Source organism: Actinomycetospora aeridis (assembly GCF_037400275.1).
In the GTDB taxonomy this organism is placed as follows: Bacteria; Actinomycetota; Actinomycetes; order Mycobacteriales; family Pseudonocardiaceae; genus Actinomycetospora; species Actinomycetospora aeridis.
On the sequence record NZ_JBBEGL010000012.1, the window covers coordinates 32,533 to 50,805 of the forward strand.

Genomic DNA, 18,273 nt, shown 5'->3' on the forward strand with positions numbered 1-18,273 from the left:
CCTTTCGTGATGGTCGGGTCAGCCGGAGCGGGCCGCGCCGCTCTCGATCAGCTCGGCGGCCGGGAGCCCGGCCTCCGCCAGCACGGCGACGGTGTGCTCGCCGGGTCGCGGCGAGGGTCCGGGCGGGGTCGGCGGGGACGCGCCGAACCGCGGCGCGGTGCCGGGCTGGATGCGCCGGCCGTCGGTCAGGACGCTGCGGCGCGCCGCCAGGTGCGGGTGTCGCGCGGCCTCGCGCAGGCCGAGCACCGGCGTCACGCACGCGTCGGAGGACGCGAAGTGCGCGGCCCACTCGTCGCGCGTGCTGGTGCCGAACGCCGCGGTCAGCAGCGCACGCAGGTGCGGCCACCGGGCGCGGTCGTGCTGGTCGGCGGGGTCGAACCCGTCGATCCCCAGCTCCCGCAACAGGGTCGCGAAGAACGTGTTCTCCAGGGCCCCGACCGACACCCACCCGCCGTCGGCGGTCTCGTAGACGGCGTAGAAGGGAGCGGCGCCGTCGAGGTCGTTGGTGCCCCGGGCCTCGTTCCAGGCCCCGGCGCCCAGCATCGACCAGGTCGCCGCCAGCAGGTGGGTCGTGCCGTCGACCATGGCTGCGTCGACCACCTGCCCCTGCCCCGTGCGCGACACCGCGAACAGCGCGCCGAGCACGCCGATCACCAGGTAGGCGCCGCCCGCGCCGTAGTCCCGATCAGCGGCAGCGGGACCTGGGGCGGCCCGCCCGCGGTCCCGAGGGACCCGAGCACGCCGGCCACCGCCAGGTAGTTGACCTCGTGGCCGGCGGTGTCGGCCAGGGGTCCGTTCTGGCCCCACCCGGTCATCCGTCCGACGACCAGGCCGGGACGGCGCGCGAGCAGCACCTCCGGCCCGAGGCCGAGGCGCTCCATGACGCCGGGGCGGAAGCCCTCGATCAGGACGTCGGCGTCCTCGATCAGGGTCAGCAGCGCCGCGTGGCCCGCCGGGTGCTTGAGGTCGAGCACGATCGAGCGCTTGCCGCGGTTGAGCACGTCCTGCTCGGGCGGCGCGGTGCGCATCTCGGCGGCGACGGGACGGTCGACACGGACCACGTCGGCGCCCATGTCGGCGAGCGACATGGCGGCGAACGGGGCCGGGCCGATGCCGGCCATCTCCACCACCCGCACGCCGGTCAGGGGGCCCGCGGTCACACCCGACGCTCCTGCCCGGCCCAGAGCCGCTCGCGCAGCGACACCTTGTCGACCTTCCCGGTACCGCCCTTCGGGAGCTCGTCCACGGAGATCACCTGCTTGGGGACCTTGTAGCCGCCCAGGTGCTCCCGGCAGTGGTCGATCACCGCGTCCGCAGTCGGGCCGCGGTCGGGGTCGAGCGCGACGAACGCGGTCACGGCCTCTCCCCACCGCTCGTCCGGAGCGCCGAGCACCGCGACCTCGCGGACCCCCGGGATGGCCGACACCACGTTCTCGATCTCGCGGGGGTACACGTTGAACCCGCCGGTGATGATCATGTCCTTGCGGCGGTCGAGGAGGAACAGGAAGCCGTGCTCGTCGACGTACCCGACGTCGCCGGTGTAGCACCACCCGTCGCGGAACGTCTCGGCCGTGGCGGCGTCGTTGCGCCAGTAGCCCGGCCCGACGTGCGCGCCACGGGTGGCGATCTCGCCGGTCTCCCCCGCCGGCAGCGGCCGGTGGTCGGCGTCCACGATCGCGACCTCGGCGTGGGCGCCCGGGCGGCCCGCCGACGCCAGCCGGGGCAGCCCGCGGTCGTTGGTGTCGGTGACGTGGTCCTGCGGCGCCAGAGCCGAGATCGGCATCTGGGCCTCGCTCGCCCCGTAGAGCTGGTGCATGGTGTCGCCGAACCAGCGGTGGGCCTTCTCGGCTCGGTCGGGCTGGATGGCCGAGCCGGCGTACGGGACGACGGTCACCGCCCCCACCCGCCCGGTGGGCGCCGACCGCCGCTCGAGCTCCTCGATGACCATCGAGATCATCGTCGGTACCAGGGGCAGCACGGTGATCTCCCCCGACGAGGCCCGGTCGACGACGCGGGCCGCGTCGAACGCAGGCTCGAAGACGTTGAGCCCGCCCGCGGCGGTGACGGCCTCGTTGATGCCGCCGCTGAAGTGGCTGATCGGCGCGGTGTGCAGCGCGACGGCCCGCTCGCCCAGGACGCGGAGGGCCGGGAGCTCGTGCGCGATGCCGCGCATGCGGGCCCCGGCGTTGTCGTGGGTGACCTCGACGCCCTTGGGCCGACCCGTCGATCCCGAGGTGTAGAGGATCGCGGCGAGATCGGTGCCGTCGGGCAGCGGCGCCTCCTCGTCGCGGCCCGCCGCCACCAGCTCAGCGAACCCGACGGCGCCCTCGGGCGCCGCCCCCGGTCCGATCGCGACGACCGTCCCGACCTCCGCCGGCAGCCAGGCCCGCCCGTGGGCGCCGAGCCAGCGAGCGTCGGCGAACAGCACGGACGGTTCCGCGTCCGCCGCGATCTGGGTCAGCTCGGCGGTGTGCAGGCGCGGGAGCAGCGCGACCCGCGCGAAGCCCCCGATCGCGACGGCCCGGTCGACCACGGCCCACTCGGTGCTGTTCGGCGCGACGATCACGACGCGGTCACCACGGGCCAGGCCGAGCCCGCGCAGCGCGGAGGCGAGGCGCCGCGCCTGCACGCCCACTTCGGCGTAGGTGAGCTCGCCGCGGTCGTCGCGCACGGCGGGTCGGTCGGCGAACTCGGCGAAGGTGCTCGCGTACATCCGCCCCAGCGGCACGAGGTCGGACATGGTCGTCACGACGGATCAGCCGACCCGGGACGCGGGCCAGTCGCGCGTCGGCGAGCGCCAGGCCGGCCACATGTCCTCGGGCTCGCCGCGGGTCACCGACAGGCGGGTGAAGCAGGCCTGGCACTTGACGACCATGCGGGGGCCGAGGTGGTTCGACACGGGATAGCGCGCGACGTCGCGGCTGCCGCACGACGGGCACTCGGCCTCGACGGGGGTGCGCTCGACCGAGACGCGCGCGGTCTGGGGACGGGGGAACATGAGGCGGTCGGTGGCCATGGTGTGCTCCTGCTCGGGTCGGCCGGGTGTCAGACGGTCCATTCCAGGGGTGCCGCGATCGGGACCTCCCAGGTCCCGGCGTCGCGAGCGGCGGCCAGCTCGGCGCGGCGGGCCTCGGTGGCAGCCGCGTCGACCACCCCGTCGGTCCCGCCGTCGGCCAGCACCACGCCGTAGGTCAGCCGGGCGCCCTCGACGCTGACCAGCCGGTTGCGGATGTCCTGGCGCACCCGCTCGGGGTCGCGGGTCAGCGGGTCGCCCCACCCTCCGCCCCCGCCGATGATCAGGCGGATGGCGTCGCCTGCCTTGATGACGAGGTTGGAGAACTTGCCCGTCGTGTAGCGAGCGCCGCGGCCGAACTCGCCGTGCACCGGGTCGGGGCGGCCCTGCTCGTCGAACACGCCGAACAGCGGCTCGGCGCCGCGCAGGTTCATCGGGTCGCCGTGCGCGGCGAGGTCGAACCCCGCGATGTACCAGCCGACGGCGGGGGCGCCGGGTCCGCCGCCGTTCGCCCCGGCCGCCCCGCGGCGCAGCCGGTCCGCGACGACTGTGACCAGCGTGTCGGACTCGGCGACGATCGTGTAGACGGAGCCGAGCCCGCCCCGGAAGCGTCCGGCCCCGGCGGTGTCGATCAGCATCTCGTGCTGCGCCACGACCAGCGGGCTCTCGATCTCGACGTGCTCCTGCACCGAGGTCCGGCAGTTGCCGATCGGGGTGACGCAGAAGGAGACGCCGTCCTCCTTCCAGGTGCCGCCCCAACCGCCGCCGGCGAGCCCGTAGGCACCCCAGGGTGTGCCCTCGTGCCCGGGACGGGTGTCGATGCCGCTGAAGCCGATGTAGACCGCCGTGCCGGTGTCGCAGGCGAAGGACTCCTCGGTGGCCTGGCCGAGCGCCTGGGTCACCACGTTGATCACGCGCGGGCCGATGTCGGCGTGGCTCGAGCAGCTCGAGGGTGGCAGCGTCTGCACCACGCTGCCCGCGGGCAGCAGCACGTCGATCGGCTTCAGGGTGCCGCTGTTGACCGGCGTCGAGGGGTCGACCATCAGCTTGACCGCCTCGATGCAGCGTCCCGCCTCGCACCAGGCGGTGCTGCTGTTGCCCAGGGGCTGGCGGGCCGAACCCGAGAAGTCGATCTCCATCGAGTCGCCGCGGACCTTCACCATGGCGCGGACCGGGATGAGCTCGTCGGTGACGCCGTCCTCGTCGAGGAGATCCTCCGCGGTGTAGTCCCCGTCGGGGATGGCGGCGATCCCGCGGCGCATGCTCGCCTCGGTGGCGTCGATGGCGTACCGGCCGGCGGCCCGGACCTGCTCGAGACCGCCGCGCGCGACGAGGTCCTGGAGCTGGCGCTCGCCGACGACCAGACAGCCGTGCAGCGCGCGCAGGTCGCCGAGCACCAGGTGCGGGACGCGGTTGTTCTCCAGCAGGAAGTTGAACGTCGGGCGGACCGCCACGTCGTTCGCGTAGAGCAGCGTCGGGGGGAGCTTGAGCTGCTCCTCGAAGTGGGATGTCGCGCCGTTGGAGAAGCCCCCGGGGATCGGGCCGCCGAGGTCGACCAGGTGCGAGGTGGACTGCAGCAGGAACTCGACGCGGCCGTTCACGAACACCGGCCGGAACAGGTTGACGTCGGCCTGGTGCAGCGAGCCGCGCCAGGGGTCGTTGGTGAAGACGACGTCGCCGGGCTGCATCGTGTCGATGTCCCAGTCGTCCATGAGGAAGTTCGCGATGTGCGGCGCGACGAAGGCGTGCTGCATGCAGCCCTCCCAGAGGGCGGCCACCTCCCAGCCCTCGTCGGTGCGCATGTGGATGACGACGGTGCAGTCGAGGATGTCGCGGCAGATCGGGGAGAACGCGCTGCGCATCAGCGAGTCGAGCATCTCGCGGGCGACCTCGATGAGGCCGTAGCGCAGGATGTCGAGCTCGACGTCCGAGCCGGCGGGCGCCGGAGTCGCGGGGGTCGCGGTGGTCATGGGCTCCTCAGCTCTCCGGCTCGATGATCAGGTTCAGGTCGTCGTCGACGCGGGCGGTCCGCCCGGGCAGGACGACCGTCGTCGCGAACTTCTCGGTGACCAGGGCCGGGCCGGACACCTGCTCGCCGGGCGCGAGGCGTTCCCGCACGTAGACGGACACATCGGTGACACCGGAGGCCCCGGGCAGGACGAGCGCCGCCGTGCGCAGGAACGCGTCGCCCTCGTCGGGGGCGAGCTCGAAGCGGCCCTGTTCACGGGGGATCACCGCCGTCACCTCGACGGTCGACACCACGACGGGGATCTCCCGTGCGGCGAAGCCGTAGTGCTCGTCGTAGAAGGCGTGGAACGCCGGCACCAGCTCCTGCACGCGCTCGGCCGTGAGGCTCTCGGGCGGGATGGGCATCCGGTTGTCCCAGGTCTGGCCGCGGTACATCGCGAAGACCGCCCGTTCGAAGCGAAGCCGCTCGACGTCGGCGCCCTGGCTCTTGAGCTCGTCGTGGACCCGGGCCTCCAGGGTGGCGAAGGCGGCCTCGATCGCCTCGGTACCGCCCGGGTCGAGCGGTGCCATGATCGACTGTGCGCGGGTGACCCGGAGGTCGGTGCGCAGCAGGCCCAGCGCCGAGAACTGCCCCGGGCTGCGCGGCACGATCACCTCCTGCGCGCCGAGGATCTGCGCCACGCGGTCGGCGAGCATGGGGCCGGCCGAACCCGACGGCTGCAGCGCGAACTCACGCACGTCGAGGCCTCGGTAGACCGAGATCGTGCGGACCTTCGCCGCGATGTCCTGGCAGGCCACCTCGTAGGCCGCGGCCGCCAGCTCGGTCGCCGACATCCCCCACCGGTCGCCGGCCTTCTCCAGCGCGGCCCGCGACGCCTCGACGTCGAGCTCGATGGCCCCGTTCGCGAACAGATCCGGCTGCAGGACCCCGAGGACGGCACACGCGTCGGTCAGGGTGGGCTCGGTCCCGCCGCGGCCGTAGCAGACCGGCCCGGGGTCCGACCCGGCCGAGGCCGGCCCGACGGCGACGTTGCCCAGGGAGTTCGGGCGGATCAGGCTCCCGGCACCGGAGCCGATGCTCTCCACGTCGACCAGGGGCATGGTCAGCGTCAGGCCGGTCTCGAGGGTCCACAGGTCGGTCAGCGGCGTCTGGCCACCGCGGATCGCGGCGACGTCGGTGCTGGTCCCGCCGACGTCGATCGTCAGCAGGTTGGGGGTCGCGCCCTCGTTCGCCAGGCGGATGCTGCCGCTCACCCCGCCGACCGGGCCGGAGACGAGCTGGAACACCGGTGCGCGGCCGGCGTCGGCGACGGTCGCCACGCCGCCGTTCATCATCATGATCCACAGCGTGCCGACGAAGCCCTGCTCGGCCAGACCGGTCTCGAGGCGGTCGAGGTAGCCGACGACCCGGGGGCCGACGTAGGCGTCGAGCGCCACCGTGGTGGTCCGCTCGTGCTCCTTGGTGACCGGGTAGAGCGCGGAGGTCTGGACGTAGGCGCCGGGGATCTCCTCGGCGACGATCTCGGCGGCGCGCCGCTCGTGCTCGTCGTTGGTGTAGGAGTTCACCAGGCACACCGCGACCGACTTCGCGCCCTGCCGGGCCAGCTCGCGGGCGGCCTCGCGCACCGAGTCCTCGTCCAGCGAGGCGAGGACGGACCCGTCGTAGCGCATCCGCTCGAGGACGCCGAAGCGCCGCTCCCGGGGCACGATCGGGCGTTCCTGGTGGGGGCGCAGCCAGGTCGGGTCGTAGAACCGTTCACCGAACTCGCGGTGCATGCGCCCGATGTCGAGCAGGTCCTGGTGCCCGCGCGTGGCGATCAGCCCGGTCCGCTCGCCGGCCCGGCTGAGCAGGGCGTTGATGCCCACCGTGTGTCCGTGGACGATCTCGGCGACCTCGCGCGCCCCGAGCCCGATCGCCGCGATGCTCGCCAACACGCCCTCCTCCTGGCGAGGGGTCGAGAGCACCTTGCCGTCGCGGACCTCCCCGGTCCCGCGGTGCAGCCCGATGATGTCGGTGAACGTGCCCCCCACGTCGATGCCGACCACCCAGGCGGGGTCGGCCAGGTCCGGGTGGGTCGTCATGAGCGCCTCCAGCGTGAACGCGTCGTCGTTTGACATATCATGTTTTTGATGTGATCGAGAACCGCCGCAGCCGGCGACGGCACCGGTCAGTGGGCGGGCTGCTGGTCGCCGACGGCGACGTACTGCTCGCGCAGGACGTACTTCAGGACCTTCCCCGAGGCGTTGCGCGGCAGCTCGTCCCGGCGGGCGAAGTACTTCGGCACCTTGTAGCCCGCCATCCGCTCGCGGCAGTAGGACCGCAGCGCTGCCTCGTCCAGGTCGACGTCCGGTTCCAGCACCAGGACCGCACAGCCGACCTCGAGGTACTTCGGGTCGGGCACGCCCACGACGGCGGCGTCGCTGATGCCGGGGTGCTCGGTCAGCACCTTCTCGATCTCGGCCGGGTACACGTTCTCGCCGCCGCTGCGGATCATGTCCTTCGCCCGGCCCGCCAGCGACAGGAAGCCGTCGGCGTTGACCAGGCCGAGGTCACCGGTGTGGCACCAGCCGTCGGTGAAGGTGTCCCGGTTCGCGTCCGGCCGCTGCCAGTAGCCCCCGCACGTCCCCGGGTTGCGGACGAGGATCTCGCCGACCTCGTCGATCCCGGCCGGTCGGCCCGCGTCGTCGACGACCCTGGCCTCGGCGAGCGGGAGCGGGCGTCCGATGCTGCCCAGCTGGGCGTCGAAGTCGCCGTCGTCGAGCGTCGTGCAGATCGCGCCGCCCTCGGTCAGCCCGAAGACCTGGCTCAGCCGCACGTGCGGCATGCGGCGCCGCACCTCGCCGACCGTCCAGGGCATCATCGTGTCGCCGCCGATGATCAGGTGGTCCAGCGAGTCTGGCAGCCGCGCCTCGAGGTCGTCGAAGCGCAGCATCTCGCCCAGCATGAACGAGAAGAGCAGGCAGTCCGTGACCCGCTCGGCGGCAATCACGTCGAGCAGGTGGGAGATGCTGAAGCTCCCCGAGCGCAGGCAGACCGCGGTGCCGTGGGCGAGCAGGACCGGCGCGGTCACGGCCTCGAAGCCACCCGCGTGGTAGAGCGGCCCGGGGACCAGGGCGACCGTGCGCTCCGAGAACCGCCACTTCAGTGCCTGCATCGTCGCGGTGCCGACGGTGTTGGCGTGGCTCAGGAGCGCACCCTTCGGCAGGCCGGTCGTGCCCGACGTGTAGAGCAGGGCGATCGGATCGTCCGGCGCGATCGCCGGGACCTCCACGAGCGGGGATCGCCCCTGCAGCGCCTCGACGGGGAGCGCCCACTCCGGCAGGTCGCGGTCCGACGGGTCGCCGTCGGGCAGCACGACGACGGTCTGCGCGCCGCTCTCCTCCCGGACGGGCTCGAGCCGGCCGAGCAGGCTGGCGTGGATGAGCACCGTGCGGCATCCGGAGTCGGAGAGGATGAAGCGCAGCTCCGGCGCGGCCAGCCGGAAGTTCAGTCGCACGGCGATCACGCCGAGACGCATCGCCGCGAAGTAGAGCGGCAGGTACTCCGCATCGTTGTAGAGCATCAGCCCGAGGCGGTCGCCCTTCGTCAGCCCCAGCTCGCTCAGGGCCCGTGCGTAGGACAGGGACCGGTCCCTCAGCTCCCGGTAGGTGAGCCGGTGGTGTCCGTCGAAGCTGACCGCGACGTTGTCCCACCCGGCGGGCGGGATCGGCTCCACCGCGCTGTCCAGGACCCAGTTGAAGCTCACGACGTCTCCTCTTGCGGTGATCCACCTCACCGTTAATCGTATATAATGTGAAGTACGCAGCCGCTCAGGTCAAGGGCCGCGGATCGAGGAGGAGCAGCGTGCGCCGAACCGTCGCGTCCGTCACGGCCGCCGCCGCCGGATGGGGCATCCGGACCGAGCAGATCGCGCGGAGAGCGATCGGGTCCGGGTCGGGGCGACACGGGGTGCACGCCCACGTCGGGGGCGACGGGCCACCCCTGGTCCTGCTCAACGGCATCGGTGCGAGCGGGCTGGTGTGGCCCCGCGCGTGGGTGGACGCACTGGAGCGGACCCACCGCGTGATCCGCCTCGACGCCCGCGGCACGGGGTGGTCGAGGGCGGCCGCCGTGCCGTTCACGATCGCCGACCTCGCCGACGACGTGGCCGCCGGGCTCGACCGGATGGACCTGGAGACCGCGACGGTGCTCGGCCTCTCGATGGGCGGGATCGTCGCCCAGGAACTGGCGTTGCGACACCCCGGGCGCATCGATCGCCTCGTGCTGGTCTCGACCATCCCGCCGGCGCCCGCGCACGTCCCGACCGTGCTGTATCCGGGGCTCTACGGACCGATGATGCGGGTCGCCGGGAGCCGGCTCGGGGTCGATTGCCGCACCCGGGCCGAGATGCTGGCGCGGTTCTACCTCCGCACGTCCTCGCGCTCCTTCGCCCCGGACGCGGCGCTGGTCGACGAACTCACCGAGCAGCTGCTGCGCCGCGGGACGCCCGCGGCGAGCGTGGTCGCGCAGGCACGCGCGATCGTCGCCTGGCGCGATCCGGCACGACTGCGCGGCATCGACCGGCCGACGACGGTGGTCGCCGGCCGCGACGACCCGGTGGTCACGCCGCGCAACAGCGCACTGCTCGCCGCGCTCATCCCCCACGCTCGGCACGTCGAACTCGCCGGGGTCGGCCACCTCGTCCCGTGGGAGGCGCCGACCGAGCTTCGACGTCTGCTTTCTCAGTAAAATATATGATGCTAGATTGAATCGAGCATCTGCCGAGTCCGAGGAGCGCACATGGACCTCGCACAGGACGTCGTGAGCGGCGGGCTGCGCCTGCACACCCGGCGCCGACCGGGACCGGTCGGTCCGCCGCTGGTCCTCATTCACGGGATCGGCGGCTCGATGGAGTCGTGGACGCCGCTGCTCGAGCACCTGCCCGACCGGGACGTCGTCATGGTCGACTGCCCGGGCGTCGGACGTTCGGAACGGTCGACGCTGCCGATCCGGGTTCCCGCGATCGCCGACCACGTCGTGGGCGCGCTGCGCGAGCTCGGCGTCGAGCGGGCGGACGTGCTCGGGTTCTCGCTCGGCGGCGTGGTGGCACAGGAGATCGCGCACCGCCATCCGGCGCTCGTCCGCAGGCTGGTCCTCGTCGCGACGATCTGCGGTGTCTGGGCCCGTCCGCCCGGCCTCGCGGTCCAGCGCGCGCTGATGTCCACCCGTCGCTACCGGAGCCGGGAGGCCGCCGCCCGCGAGATCCCCATCCTCGCCGGCGGCCGGACGGCCCGCGACCCTGACGTCCTCGCAGCGATCCTGGCCGATCGCGAGGGCCACCCCCCGAGCCGTCTGGGCTACCACTTCCAGCAGCTCGCCGTGCTGGGATGGACCAGCTTCTGCTGGCTCCCGACGCTGCCTCATCGGACGCTGGTCCTCCACGGTCAGGACGATCCGGTCGTGCGCGTGGCCAACGCGCGGCTCATGGCGTGGCGCCTGCGCCACGCGACGACGGAGGTCGTTCCCGGTGCGGGCCACATGGTGCTGTTCGACGAGCCGGAGAAGGCCGCGCCCATCCTCGAGGCGTTCCTGGCGGGCACGCCCTAGTCCCGGTCCGGGCGCGCGAACCCGGTGACGCCGCGGTCCAGCGCCCCGGAGACGTCGCGGTAGCGCCGCAGCTCGTGGAGCTCGAGCAGCAGGGCCTCGGAGAGCGGAAGCTCCGTGCCCCGCCGCACCAGCGCCTTGGTGGCGCGCAGCGCGTGCCCGTCGCGCCCGGCGATCTCCGCCGCCCGGGCCAGCGCGGTGTCCAGGAGCTCGCGATCGGCGACGAGCTCGTGCGCGATCCCCCAGTCGACCGCCTCGGCACCGGTCAGCCGACGCCCGGTGAGCAGGGCGTAGAGCCCTCGGGACCGGCCGACCTTGCGGGGAAGGCGCTGGGTGCCTCCGGCCCCCGGGACCAGGTTGCGCCGGATGTGCTCGTCGCCCACGCGGGCGCCCTCGGCGACGAGCACGACGTCGCACGCCAACAGCATCTCCAAGCCCCCGGCCACGGCGTGACCGTGCACCGCGGCCACGACGACGAGCGGAGAAGCCTCCAGGCGGCGGAGCAGTCCTCCGAGGTCGTCGAGGAACGCCGCCATCGCCGCGTCGTCCCCCAGGACCTCGGACTCGACCCACCGCAGGTCGGCGCCGGCACAGAACGACGACCCCGCACCGGACAGCACGACGACCCGGGTCGCCGGCCACTCCGACTCCAGCCCGTCGATCGCAGCGCGCAGGCGCGCCACCGTCGGGCCGTCCAGCGCGTTGAGGCGCTCGGGCCGCGAGAGCGTGAGGGTGGCGACACCCTCAGCCGCCCGGCCCAGGAGGATCTCCTCGCTCATCCGCGCGGCCCCGTCAGTCGAGAGCGATGGTCGAGGCGTCGACGACGGCACCGCCCCCGTCCGCGACGAGCACGTGACCGGTGACCATGGAGGCGTCGCCCGAGGCCAGGAAGGCGCAGCAGGAGGCGATCTCCTCCGGCTCGGCGACCCGGCGCAGCGGCACGTGCGCCGCCATGAGCGCGTAGGCCTCCTCCAAGCCGATCCCCTCGCGCTGCGACAGGTAGCTCATGGCCCCCTCCCCCAGCGGCGTGCGGATCCATCCCGGGCACACCGCGTTGACCCGAACGCCCTTCGGCCCGTAGTCGCGGGCGAGCCACCGCGTGACGCCGATGATCGCCGCCTTCGCGGCGGTGTAGCCCACGGTCCCGGGCGGGCCCGCGATCAGGCCGGCGGTCGACGCGACCAGCACCAATGAGCCCTGCGCGTCGACGAGGTGCGGGAGCACCTCACCGGCCAGGTGGTAGGTGCCGTGCAGGTTCACGTCCAAGGCGCGCTCGTAGGCGTCGGCGTGCTTCGGGGCGGCCGTCCCGGCGATCGCGGCGCCCTGGGCGGCCACCACCGTGTCCAGCCCGCCGAGCCGAGCGACGGCGTCCGCCACCACCGCGCGCACCGCCTCGCGGTCGGTCCCGTCGGCCGGCAGCGCGAGCGCCCCGGTCTCGTCGGCCAGCGCGGCGAGCCCGTCGGCGTCGATGTCGGTGACGACGACCTTCGCGCCGTCCTCGACCAGCCGCCGGGTCGTCGCCGAGCCGAGTCCTCCAGCCGCGCCCGTCACGAGGGCGAGCTCGGGTTTCCTGCGTCGCTGCGTCACCACGTCACACTCCTGGTCCGAGGACGATCTGCTTGAGCTCGGTGAACTCCTGGACGCCTTCAGGTCCGCACTCGCGTCCCCAGCCGGAGCCCTTCCGGCCCCCGAACGGGGCCGTGACGGTCGGCCCGAAGGTGTTGATCGCGACCGACCCGGCCTCGATGCGGGACGCGACGTCGAGCGCGACGTCGCGGTCGGTCGTGTAGACGGTCGCGGCCAGCCCGTAGCTCGTGTCGCCGGCCAGCCGGACCCCGTCGTCGAGGTCGGTGAAGGTCTGGACGACTGTGACCGGCCCGAACACCTCGTGCTGCGCGAGGTCGGCGTCGCGGTCGAGGCCCGTGACGAGGGTCGGCTCGTAGAAGAAGCCCGCCCTGTCGGGCTCCCGGCCGCCCACCTCGATCCAGCCTCCCGCGACCCGGGCCCGGCCGACGAAACCGGCGGCGCGTGCGACGCCCGCGGCGTTCAGCATCGGCCCGATGCGCGTGCCAGGGTCGAGGGGGTCGCCGACGCGCAGCGCCTGCCACGCCTCGCGCAGACGCCCGACGAGCTCGTCGGCTCGCCGCTCGGAGACGAGGACGCGGGAGAGCAGCGCGCACACCTGGCCGGCGCCCCCGGTGGCGCCGGGAACCAAGGACTTGAGCACCGCGTCCAGCGGTGCGTCGTCGAGGACCAGCGCCGGCGACTTGCCGCCCAGCTCGAGGTGGGTGCGGGCGAAGCGGGCCTTCGTGGCGTCGACGATCTCCAGGGCTGCGGTGCGCCCGCCGGTGAGGCTGACCATGTCCACGCGGGGGTCGGCGGTGATCGCCCGCCCCAGGTCGGCGCCGCCGCAGAGGATCGACAGCGCGCCCTCGGGCAGGGTCTCCGCGCACGCGGCGACCACGCGCAGGACCAGCTGCGACTCCGGCGCCGCCTTGACGACCACCGGGCACCCGGCGAGCAGTGCCGGCACGACCTTCGTCGCGACGGTGACCAGTGGGCCGTTGAACGCCATCACCGCCCCGACGACCCCGGCCGGCTCGCGGCGGACGATGGTCTCGCCCAGCGGCGATGGGCGGACGTCGTCGCGCAGCGCGTCGGCCGCGCACTCCAGCGTGGCGGTCCACGATCCGACGGCGCCGAACCGGTGCAGCGTGCGGCTGTACCGCACGGGCATGCCCGCCTCGGACGCCCAGAGCTCGCCGATCTCGTCGAGCCGGCCCTCCATCGCCGCACAGAACCGCCCGACCGCCGCGACGCGCTCGGCGACCGGCAGCCGGCTCCACGACGCGCGACCGACGGTGTCCGCCGCTGCAAGGGCGGCCTCGGCGTCCTTCTCCGAGGGCAGTGTCACCTCGGCGACCGGCTGCTCGGTGGCGGGCGAGATCACCGCGTAGGGCTCGCCGGTGGCCGGTTGCCACCGGCTCCCGACGAGGATGTCGTCCGCGTGCGGCACGTCGATCATTCAGGTGGCCGCGTGGAACGGGCTCGCCGGCCTCATGAACATCGAGCTGAACGGCGGGTTCATGAAGTCCGGGATCGACATCTCGCCGGAGATCAGCATCTGCTTGATCTCCTCGCGGAACGCCGACGGGTCGCCGGCGATCTCGTAGAGGGCGAGGTGCCCGAGGTCGGGGACGCGGACACCGGGCAGCGGCTTGACCGGCGAGGACTCGAACCTCTGGGCGCGCAGCATCCCGGTCGCGCCGAGGATCTGCGGGATGTGCTCGCCGTCGTACCAGCGGGCGAACGTCCCGTCGGCCACGGCGTCGGCGGCAGGTTTGCACCACGCGAAGAACAGGTGCCGGTCGTCGAGGGCAGTGGAGTCGTCCGCCTTGTCCCAGCTCGCCCCGTACTGCGGCTCGCTCACGGGCGCCAGGAACAGGGCGTCGAAGGGCTGGTTCATGAAGTCCGGCAGCACCATCGCGCCGGACATCAGCATCTGCTTGACCTCCTCGCGGAAACCCGCGGAGCTGCCCTCGATCTCGTAGAGGGCGAGGTGGCCGAGGTCGACGGGGACGACGCCGGGCAGGTTCTTCGTGTCCCCGAGCAGGAACCGTTGGGCGCCGACCATCCCGGTGGTGTCCATGACCTGCGGGATGTGCTCGACGTCGTACCAGTGCGCGTAGGTCTCGTAGTCGCCGGTGTAGGTGCTCCACGCGAAGAAGAGGTTGCGCTCGGTGAACGTGGGGGGCATGGGTTCCTCTCAGGCGCTGCGCAGCGCGGCCGTCGCGGCCTCGTCGATGCGCAGGTTCTCGGGGTCGAAGTGCGGGTCGCCGACGACGACCACGCCGTAGTCGCGCGCGGCCCCCTCGACGCTGACGTACTCGTCGCGGACGTCGGCGAGCACCTTCTGCGGGTCGCGGGTGAAGGGGGTGCCCCAGCCACCGCCGCCGTTGGTCAGACAGCGCAGCACCGAGCCGGCCGTGGTCCGCCAGGCCTTCTCGCCGCCGAAGTGGTGGTAGGTCCCGTGCTCGGGGTCGAGCGCCTTGGTCGCCGGGTCCAGCACGCCGGCCACCGGGGTGCTGCCGGCGTAGACGTCGTCGCCGGTCCCGACCAGGCCGGTGCGCTCCCCGTGCGGCGGGAAGATCCACATGGCCCCGTTGGGGCCGGGCCGGCCGTCGTTCGCGCCGACGCCGCTGGGCTCCTTGGTGCGGAACGGCGAGAGGTACTGCTCGGCGTCGGTCAGCCAGAGGCTGTCCTTGAGGTTGGCCGCGCCGCCGCGGTGGCGGCCCGGGCCTCCCGTGTCGATCGCGTGCTCCTTGCGCAGCACGACCACCGGCGAGTCGTGCTCGATGGTCTCGGTCGCCGGGTCGAGGTTGTTGAGGTTGAACAGCACGGTGTAGCTGTCGCCGTCGCCGTCGCGGGTCGCGCCCCAGGGCCCGTGCTCGCCGCCGCACTGCGTGGCGCTGGTCCAGAACGACCCGTCGGCGCGCAGCCCGCTGGCGTTGTGGGTGTTGGTCGAGCCGTAGTCCCCGCCCACGGCGTTCTCCCCGAGCACGGGGTTCAGCGCCCGGAAGACGGCGGCGATGAGCGTCCCCGACGCCTCCCAGAACATCATCGGCGCGCCCTCGGGCGGCAGGGCGGTCACCAGCGTGCCCGGCGGGGCCACGAGGTCGACGTGGCGCCAGGTTCCGGAGGTGAACGGGATCTCGGGATCGAGCAGCATCGTCAGGGCCACGCCGAGCGCGGTCTTCGCGTCGGTGATCCCGCAGTTGATGCAGGTGCGGGCCTGCCCGGAGGTGCCGGAGAGGTCGGCCTCGATGTCCTCGCCGCGCTTCCGGAGGGTGACCTCGACGGTGTAGGAGCGCGAGGCGTCGAGGCCGTCGGCGTCCAGCGTCGCGCTGCCGTGGTAGTCGCCGTCGGGGACGGCGGCGAGCGCGTCGCGCATCCGGTCCGCCGAGGTGTCGCAGGCGTAGACGAGCGTGCCCAGTACCGCGTCGCGGCCGTAGCGTTCGATGTTCTCCCGGACGAGCCGCTCCCCGAGCTGCAGCTGCTGGTGCATGCTCTTGAAGTCCGGCAGCAGCATCGCCCCGAAGCGCGAGTTGTCGAAGATCAGGCTGAACGTCGACCGCACCGGCTCGTCGCCGCGCCACATCAGGATCGGCGGGATCACCAGACCGTTCTCGTAGACGTTGGCCTTGGTCGCCGAGAAGCCGCCGGGCACGGTGCCGCCCATGTCGAGCTGGTGGGCGCAGATGTTGACGAACGCGACGATCTCGCCGTCGACGAACACGGGGCGCGTGAACAGCACGTCGTTGACGTGCCGGCCGCCGCGGTTCGGGTCGTTGCAGATCAGGACGTCGCCGGGCCCGAGGTTGTCCGCCCCGTACTCCTCGACGGCGTTGCGCACCGCGTCGGGCATCGAGCCGAGGAAGACCGTCAGGCTGTTGCTGACCACGGCCATCCGGTAGTCCTGCTCGGGCGGGCCGCTGATGGTGCACGCGAAGTCGTACCAGTCCCGGATGATCGGCGAGAACGCTTCGCGCAGGAACGCCGTCGACATGTGCTCCACGGCGTACTTGAGCCGGTTGCGGATCACCGAGGCCGTGAAGCGGTCAGCGTGGTAGGTCGCCTCGAAGTCCTCGTCGGACATCTCGCGGATGCGGGTCATCGTGCGCTCCTGGTGATCACGAGCTCGCCGTGGCGGCCGACGGTCAGGTGCTGGTCCGCACCCACGTGGGTCGTGGAGAGCCCCTCGTCGATGACCGCGGGACCGTCCAGCTCGTCGCCCGCCCGCAGGTCGGTGCGTCGGTAGACCGGGGCCTGCTGGTCGGTGTCGGTAAGGAACCGCAGGGTGGCGGTCCGGGCCGGGGCCAGGTCCTCGCCCGCCGCCCGGACGGGCAGCTCGGGGTAGTCGACCTTCGGCGTCTCGATCAGCGCGCGGACCCGGAAGGTGACGCCTTCGACCGGCACCATGTCGAAGCGGTTGCGCGAGCGCTCCTCGTAGGTCGTGTGGAAGGACGCGATCATCGTGGCGACCGCGTCCGCGTCGATGGTGCCGTCGGGCACGGGCACGATCGGGGTGTCCCAGCTCTGCCCCATGAGGTGGCCGTCGAAGCTGCGCTCGAGGCGCACGGTCGCGCCGGACTCGAGCCGCTCGCGCACCTGCTGCTCCATCTCGGCGAAGAGTTCGTCGATCCGGGGCGCGACCTCGGGGCCGAGGATCATGTAGGCGCTGCGGTTGAGGGTGAACACCTGGTCGGTCGAGAGCAGGCCCAACGCGGAGAACAGGCCCGGGTTCGGCGGGACGATCACCTGCTTGCAGTGCACCTCGTCCATCGCGGCGGGCAGCAGCATCGGGCCCGCCGCGCCGTAGGCGATGAGGGAGTAGTCCCGGGGGTCGACGCCGTTCTTGATCGCGACGTTGACGACGCCCTCGGCGATGGTGTGCACGGCCATCTCGTGGGCGTGGCGCACGCGCTGGGCGAGCGTGAGCTCGCAGTCGAGGCCCTCGAAAGCCTGCTGCGCGAGCTCCGGCCGCAGGGTGAGGCGCCCGCCGGCGAAGCCGCCGGGGTCGATGAGGCCGATCATCAGGCAGGTGTCGGTGGTGGTCGGTGCGGTGCCCCCGCGGTCGTAGCAGGCCGGGCCGGGCGTCGAGCCCGCGCTGTGGGGGCCGACCTGGACCTCGCCGTTGCGCCCGATCGAGACGACGCTGCCCCCGCCCGCGCCGATCGCCGTGACGTCGTTGGCGAGGGCGTTGACCACGAGGTCGTGCTCGAGCTCGAAGGTCGTGTTGACGAACGGCTCGCCCGCGGTGACGACGCTGATGTCGCAGGACGTGCCCCCGACGTCGGCGCACAGCAGGTCGGTCTCCCCGATCAGGGAGCCGAAGTGGGCGCTCGCGACGGTGCCGGCCGCCGGCCCGGAGAACACGATCCGGAACGGCTGCTCCATGGCGCGGTGCGCCGGGACGAGGGTCGCGGCGCAGTCCGCGAAGTGCAGCCGCCCGGCGAAGCCCAGATCGGTCAGACCCTTCTCGAGTGTGGCCGCGTAGTCCGAGTAGATGATCTTCATCAGGGCGTCGACGACCGTCGTCGACGCCCGCGTGTACTCCTTGGCCAGCGGCGAGACCTCGCTGGAGATCGAGCACGGGACGTCACCGAGGACCTCGCGCACCAGCTCGCGCAGGCGCTCCTCGTGGGTGTTGTCCACGTAGGCGTTGATCAGGCAGATCGCGACGCCGACGACCCCGCAGCGGCGCAGCACCTCGAGCTCGGCGCGGGCCTGGTCCTCGTCGAGGTCGAAGAGCACACCGCCGTCGGCCGTCACGCGCTCGCGAATCCCGCGGCGCAGGTAGCGCGGCACGAGTGGACGGGAGGCGTCGCCGAAGCTGCGCCGCCAGCCCGGGTCCAGGATCGCCTCGGCCGGCCGCCAGACCCGGCCCATGTCGAGGATGTCGCGGTGCCCCTCGGTGGCCAGGAAGCCGATCTTCGGGAGGTTGCGGGTGATGACGGCGTTCAGCCCGTGGGTGCTCGCGTGGTTGAACACGGGCGCGTCGCCGACCCCCAGCAGCGCGGCCCCCTCGAGCACCGGCGCGGCCACGTCGGTGTAGTCGGTCGAGACCTTCGCCGTCTCGATCCGCCCGTCCCGCAGGGCGACAACGTCCGTGAACGTGCCGCCCACGTCGACTGCGATCATCGGGCCC

The 18,273-nt window shown here is 72.9% G+C and carries 13 protein-coding genes and 1 pseudogene; 2 read left to right on the forward strand and 12 right to left on the reverse strand.

From position 1 onward, the window contains the following. Nucleotides 1-18: 18 nt before the first annotated feature. The 6 genes and pseudogenes from WCD41_RS27925 to WCD41_RS27950 form a co-directional block, all read right to left on the reverse strand. Nucleotides 19-1,121 (reverse strand): annotated as a pseudogene (locus tag WCD41_RS27925) (CaiB/BaiF CoA transferase family protein). A gap of 35 nt (nucleotides 1,122-1,156) precedes the next feature. Then, on the reverse strand, nucleotides 1,157-2,740 hold the full coding sequence (locus WCD41_RS27930) for a class I adenylate-forming enzyme family protein (protein ID WP_337718582.1): 1,584 nt from the start codon (nucleotides 2,738-2,740) through the stop codon (nucleotides 1,157-1,159). A 15-nt stretch (nucleotides 2,741-2,755) separates the two neighbouring features. Further along, complete coding sequence (locus tag WCD41_RS27935; protein WP_337718515.1) at nucleotides 2,756-3,016, reverse strand: hypothetical protein; 261 nt, start codon at nucleotides 3,014-3,016, stop codon at nucleotides 2,756-2,758. A 29-nt stretch (nucleotides 3,017-3,045) separates the two neighbouring features. Then, nucleotides 3,046-4,983 (reverse strand): hydantoinase B/oxoprolinase family protein, encoded by a 1,938-nt coding sequence (locus WCD41_RS27940; protein ID WP_337718516.1) that lies wholly within the window; start codon nucleotides 4,981-4,983, stop codon nucleotides 3,046-3,048. Nucleotides 4,984-4,990: 7 nt separating this feature from the next. Further along, nucleotides 4,991-7,099 (reverse strand): hydantoinase/oxoprolinase family protein, encoded by a 2,109-nt coding sequence (locus WCD41_RS27945; RefSeq protein ID WP_337718517.1) that lies wholly within the window; start codon nucleotides 7,097-7,099, stop codon nucleotides 4,991-4,993. A gap of 50 nt (nucleotides 7,100-7,149) precedes the next feature. After that, nucleotides 7,150-8,727: a class I adenylate-forming enzyme family protein gene (locus tag WCD41_RS27950; RefSeq protein ID WP_337718518.1), complete on the reverse strand. Its 1,578-nt coding sequence runs from the start codon at nucleotides 8,725-8,727 to the stop codon at nucleotides 7,150-7,152. A gap of 98 nt (nucleotides 8,728-8,825) precedes the next feature. Between WCD41_RS27950 and WCD41_RS27955 the strand changes: the two genes are divergently transcribed. Next, the gene (locus WCD41_RS27955; RefSeq protein WP_337718519.1) at nucleotides 8,826-9,710 is read left to right on the forward strand and encodes an alpha/beta fold hydrolase; all 885 of its coding nucleotides are present in this window, start codon (nucleotides 8,826-8,828) and stop codon (nucleotides 9,708-9,710) included. A 51-nt stretch (nucleotides 9,711-9,761) separates the two neighbouring features. Further along, the gene (locus tag WCD41_RS27960) at nucleotides 9,762-10,568 is read left to right on the forward strand and encodes an alpha/beta fold hydrolase (protein ID WP_337718520.1); all 807 of its coding nucleotides are present in this window, start codon (nucleotides 9,762-9,764) and stop codon (nucleotides 10,566-10,568) included. Here WCD41_RS27960 and WCD41_RS27965 read toward each other — a convergent pair. The 6 genes from WCD41_RS27965 to WCD41_RS27990 are packed head-to-tail and all read right to left on the reverse strand — an operon-like array spanning nucleotide 10,565 to nucleotide 18,266. Beyond that, nucleotides 10,565-11,344: an enoyl-CoA hydratase/isomerase family protein gene (locus WCD41_RS27965; protein WP_337718521.1), complete on the reverse strand. Its 780-nt coding sequence runs from the start codon at nucleotides 11,342-11,344 to the stop codon at nucleotides 10,565-10,567. The two genes, WCD41_RS27960 and WCD41_RS27965, sit on opposite strands and share 4 nt — an antisense overlap. Nucleotides 11,345-11,357: 13 nt before the next feature. Then, on the reverse strand, nucleotides 11,358-12,155 hold the full coding sequence (locus tag WCD41_RS27970; RefSeq protein ID WP_337718522.1) for an SDR family NAD(P)-dependent oxidoreductase: 798 nt from the start codon (nucleotides 12,153-12,155) through the stop codon (nucleotides 11,358-11,360). Between the two features lies 1 nt (nucleotide 12,156). Beyond that, nucleotides 12,157-13,581 carry an aldehyde dehydrogenase family protein gene (locus tag WCD41_RS27975; protein WP_337718523.1) on the reverse strand — a complete coding sequence of 475 codons (1,425 nt, stop codon included), beginning with the start codon at nucleotides 13,579-13,581 and terminating at the stop codon, nucleotides 12,157-12,159. 9 nt (nucleotides 13,582-13,590) lie between these two features. After that, entirely contained in the window at nucleotides 13,591-14,322 is a 732-nt protein-coding gene (locus WCD41_RS27980) for a hypothetical protein (RefSeq protein ID WP_337718524.1), read from the reverse strand. A 9-nt stretch (nucleotides 14,323-14,331) separates the two neighbouring features. Further along, nucleotides 14,332-16,239, reverse strand: a complete 1,908-nt coding sequence (locus WCD41_RS27985; protein WP_337718525.1) for a hydantoinase B/oxoprolinase family protein — start codon at nucleotides 16,237-16,239, stop codon at nucleotides 14,332-14,334. Next, nucleotides 16,236-18,266 carry a hydantoinase/oxoprolinase family protein gene (locus tag WCD41_RS27990; RefSeq protein ID WP_337718526.1) on the reverse strand — a complete coding sequence of 677 codons (2,031 nt, stop codon included), beginning with the start codon at nucleotides 18,264-18,266 and terminating at the stop codon, nucleotides 16,236-16,238. Before WCD41_RS27990 ends, WCD41_RS27985 begins: the two co-directional genes overlap by 4 nt. Nucleotides 18,267-18,273: the final 7 nt, after the last annotated feature.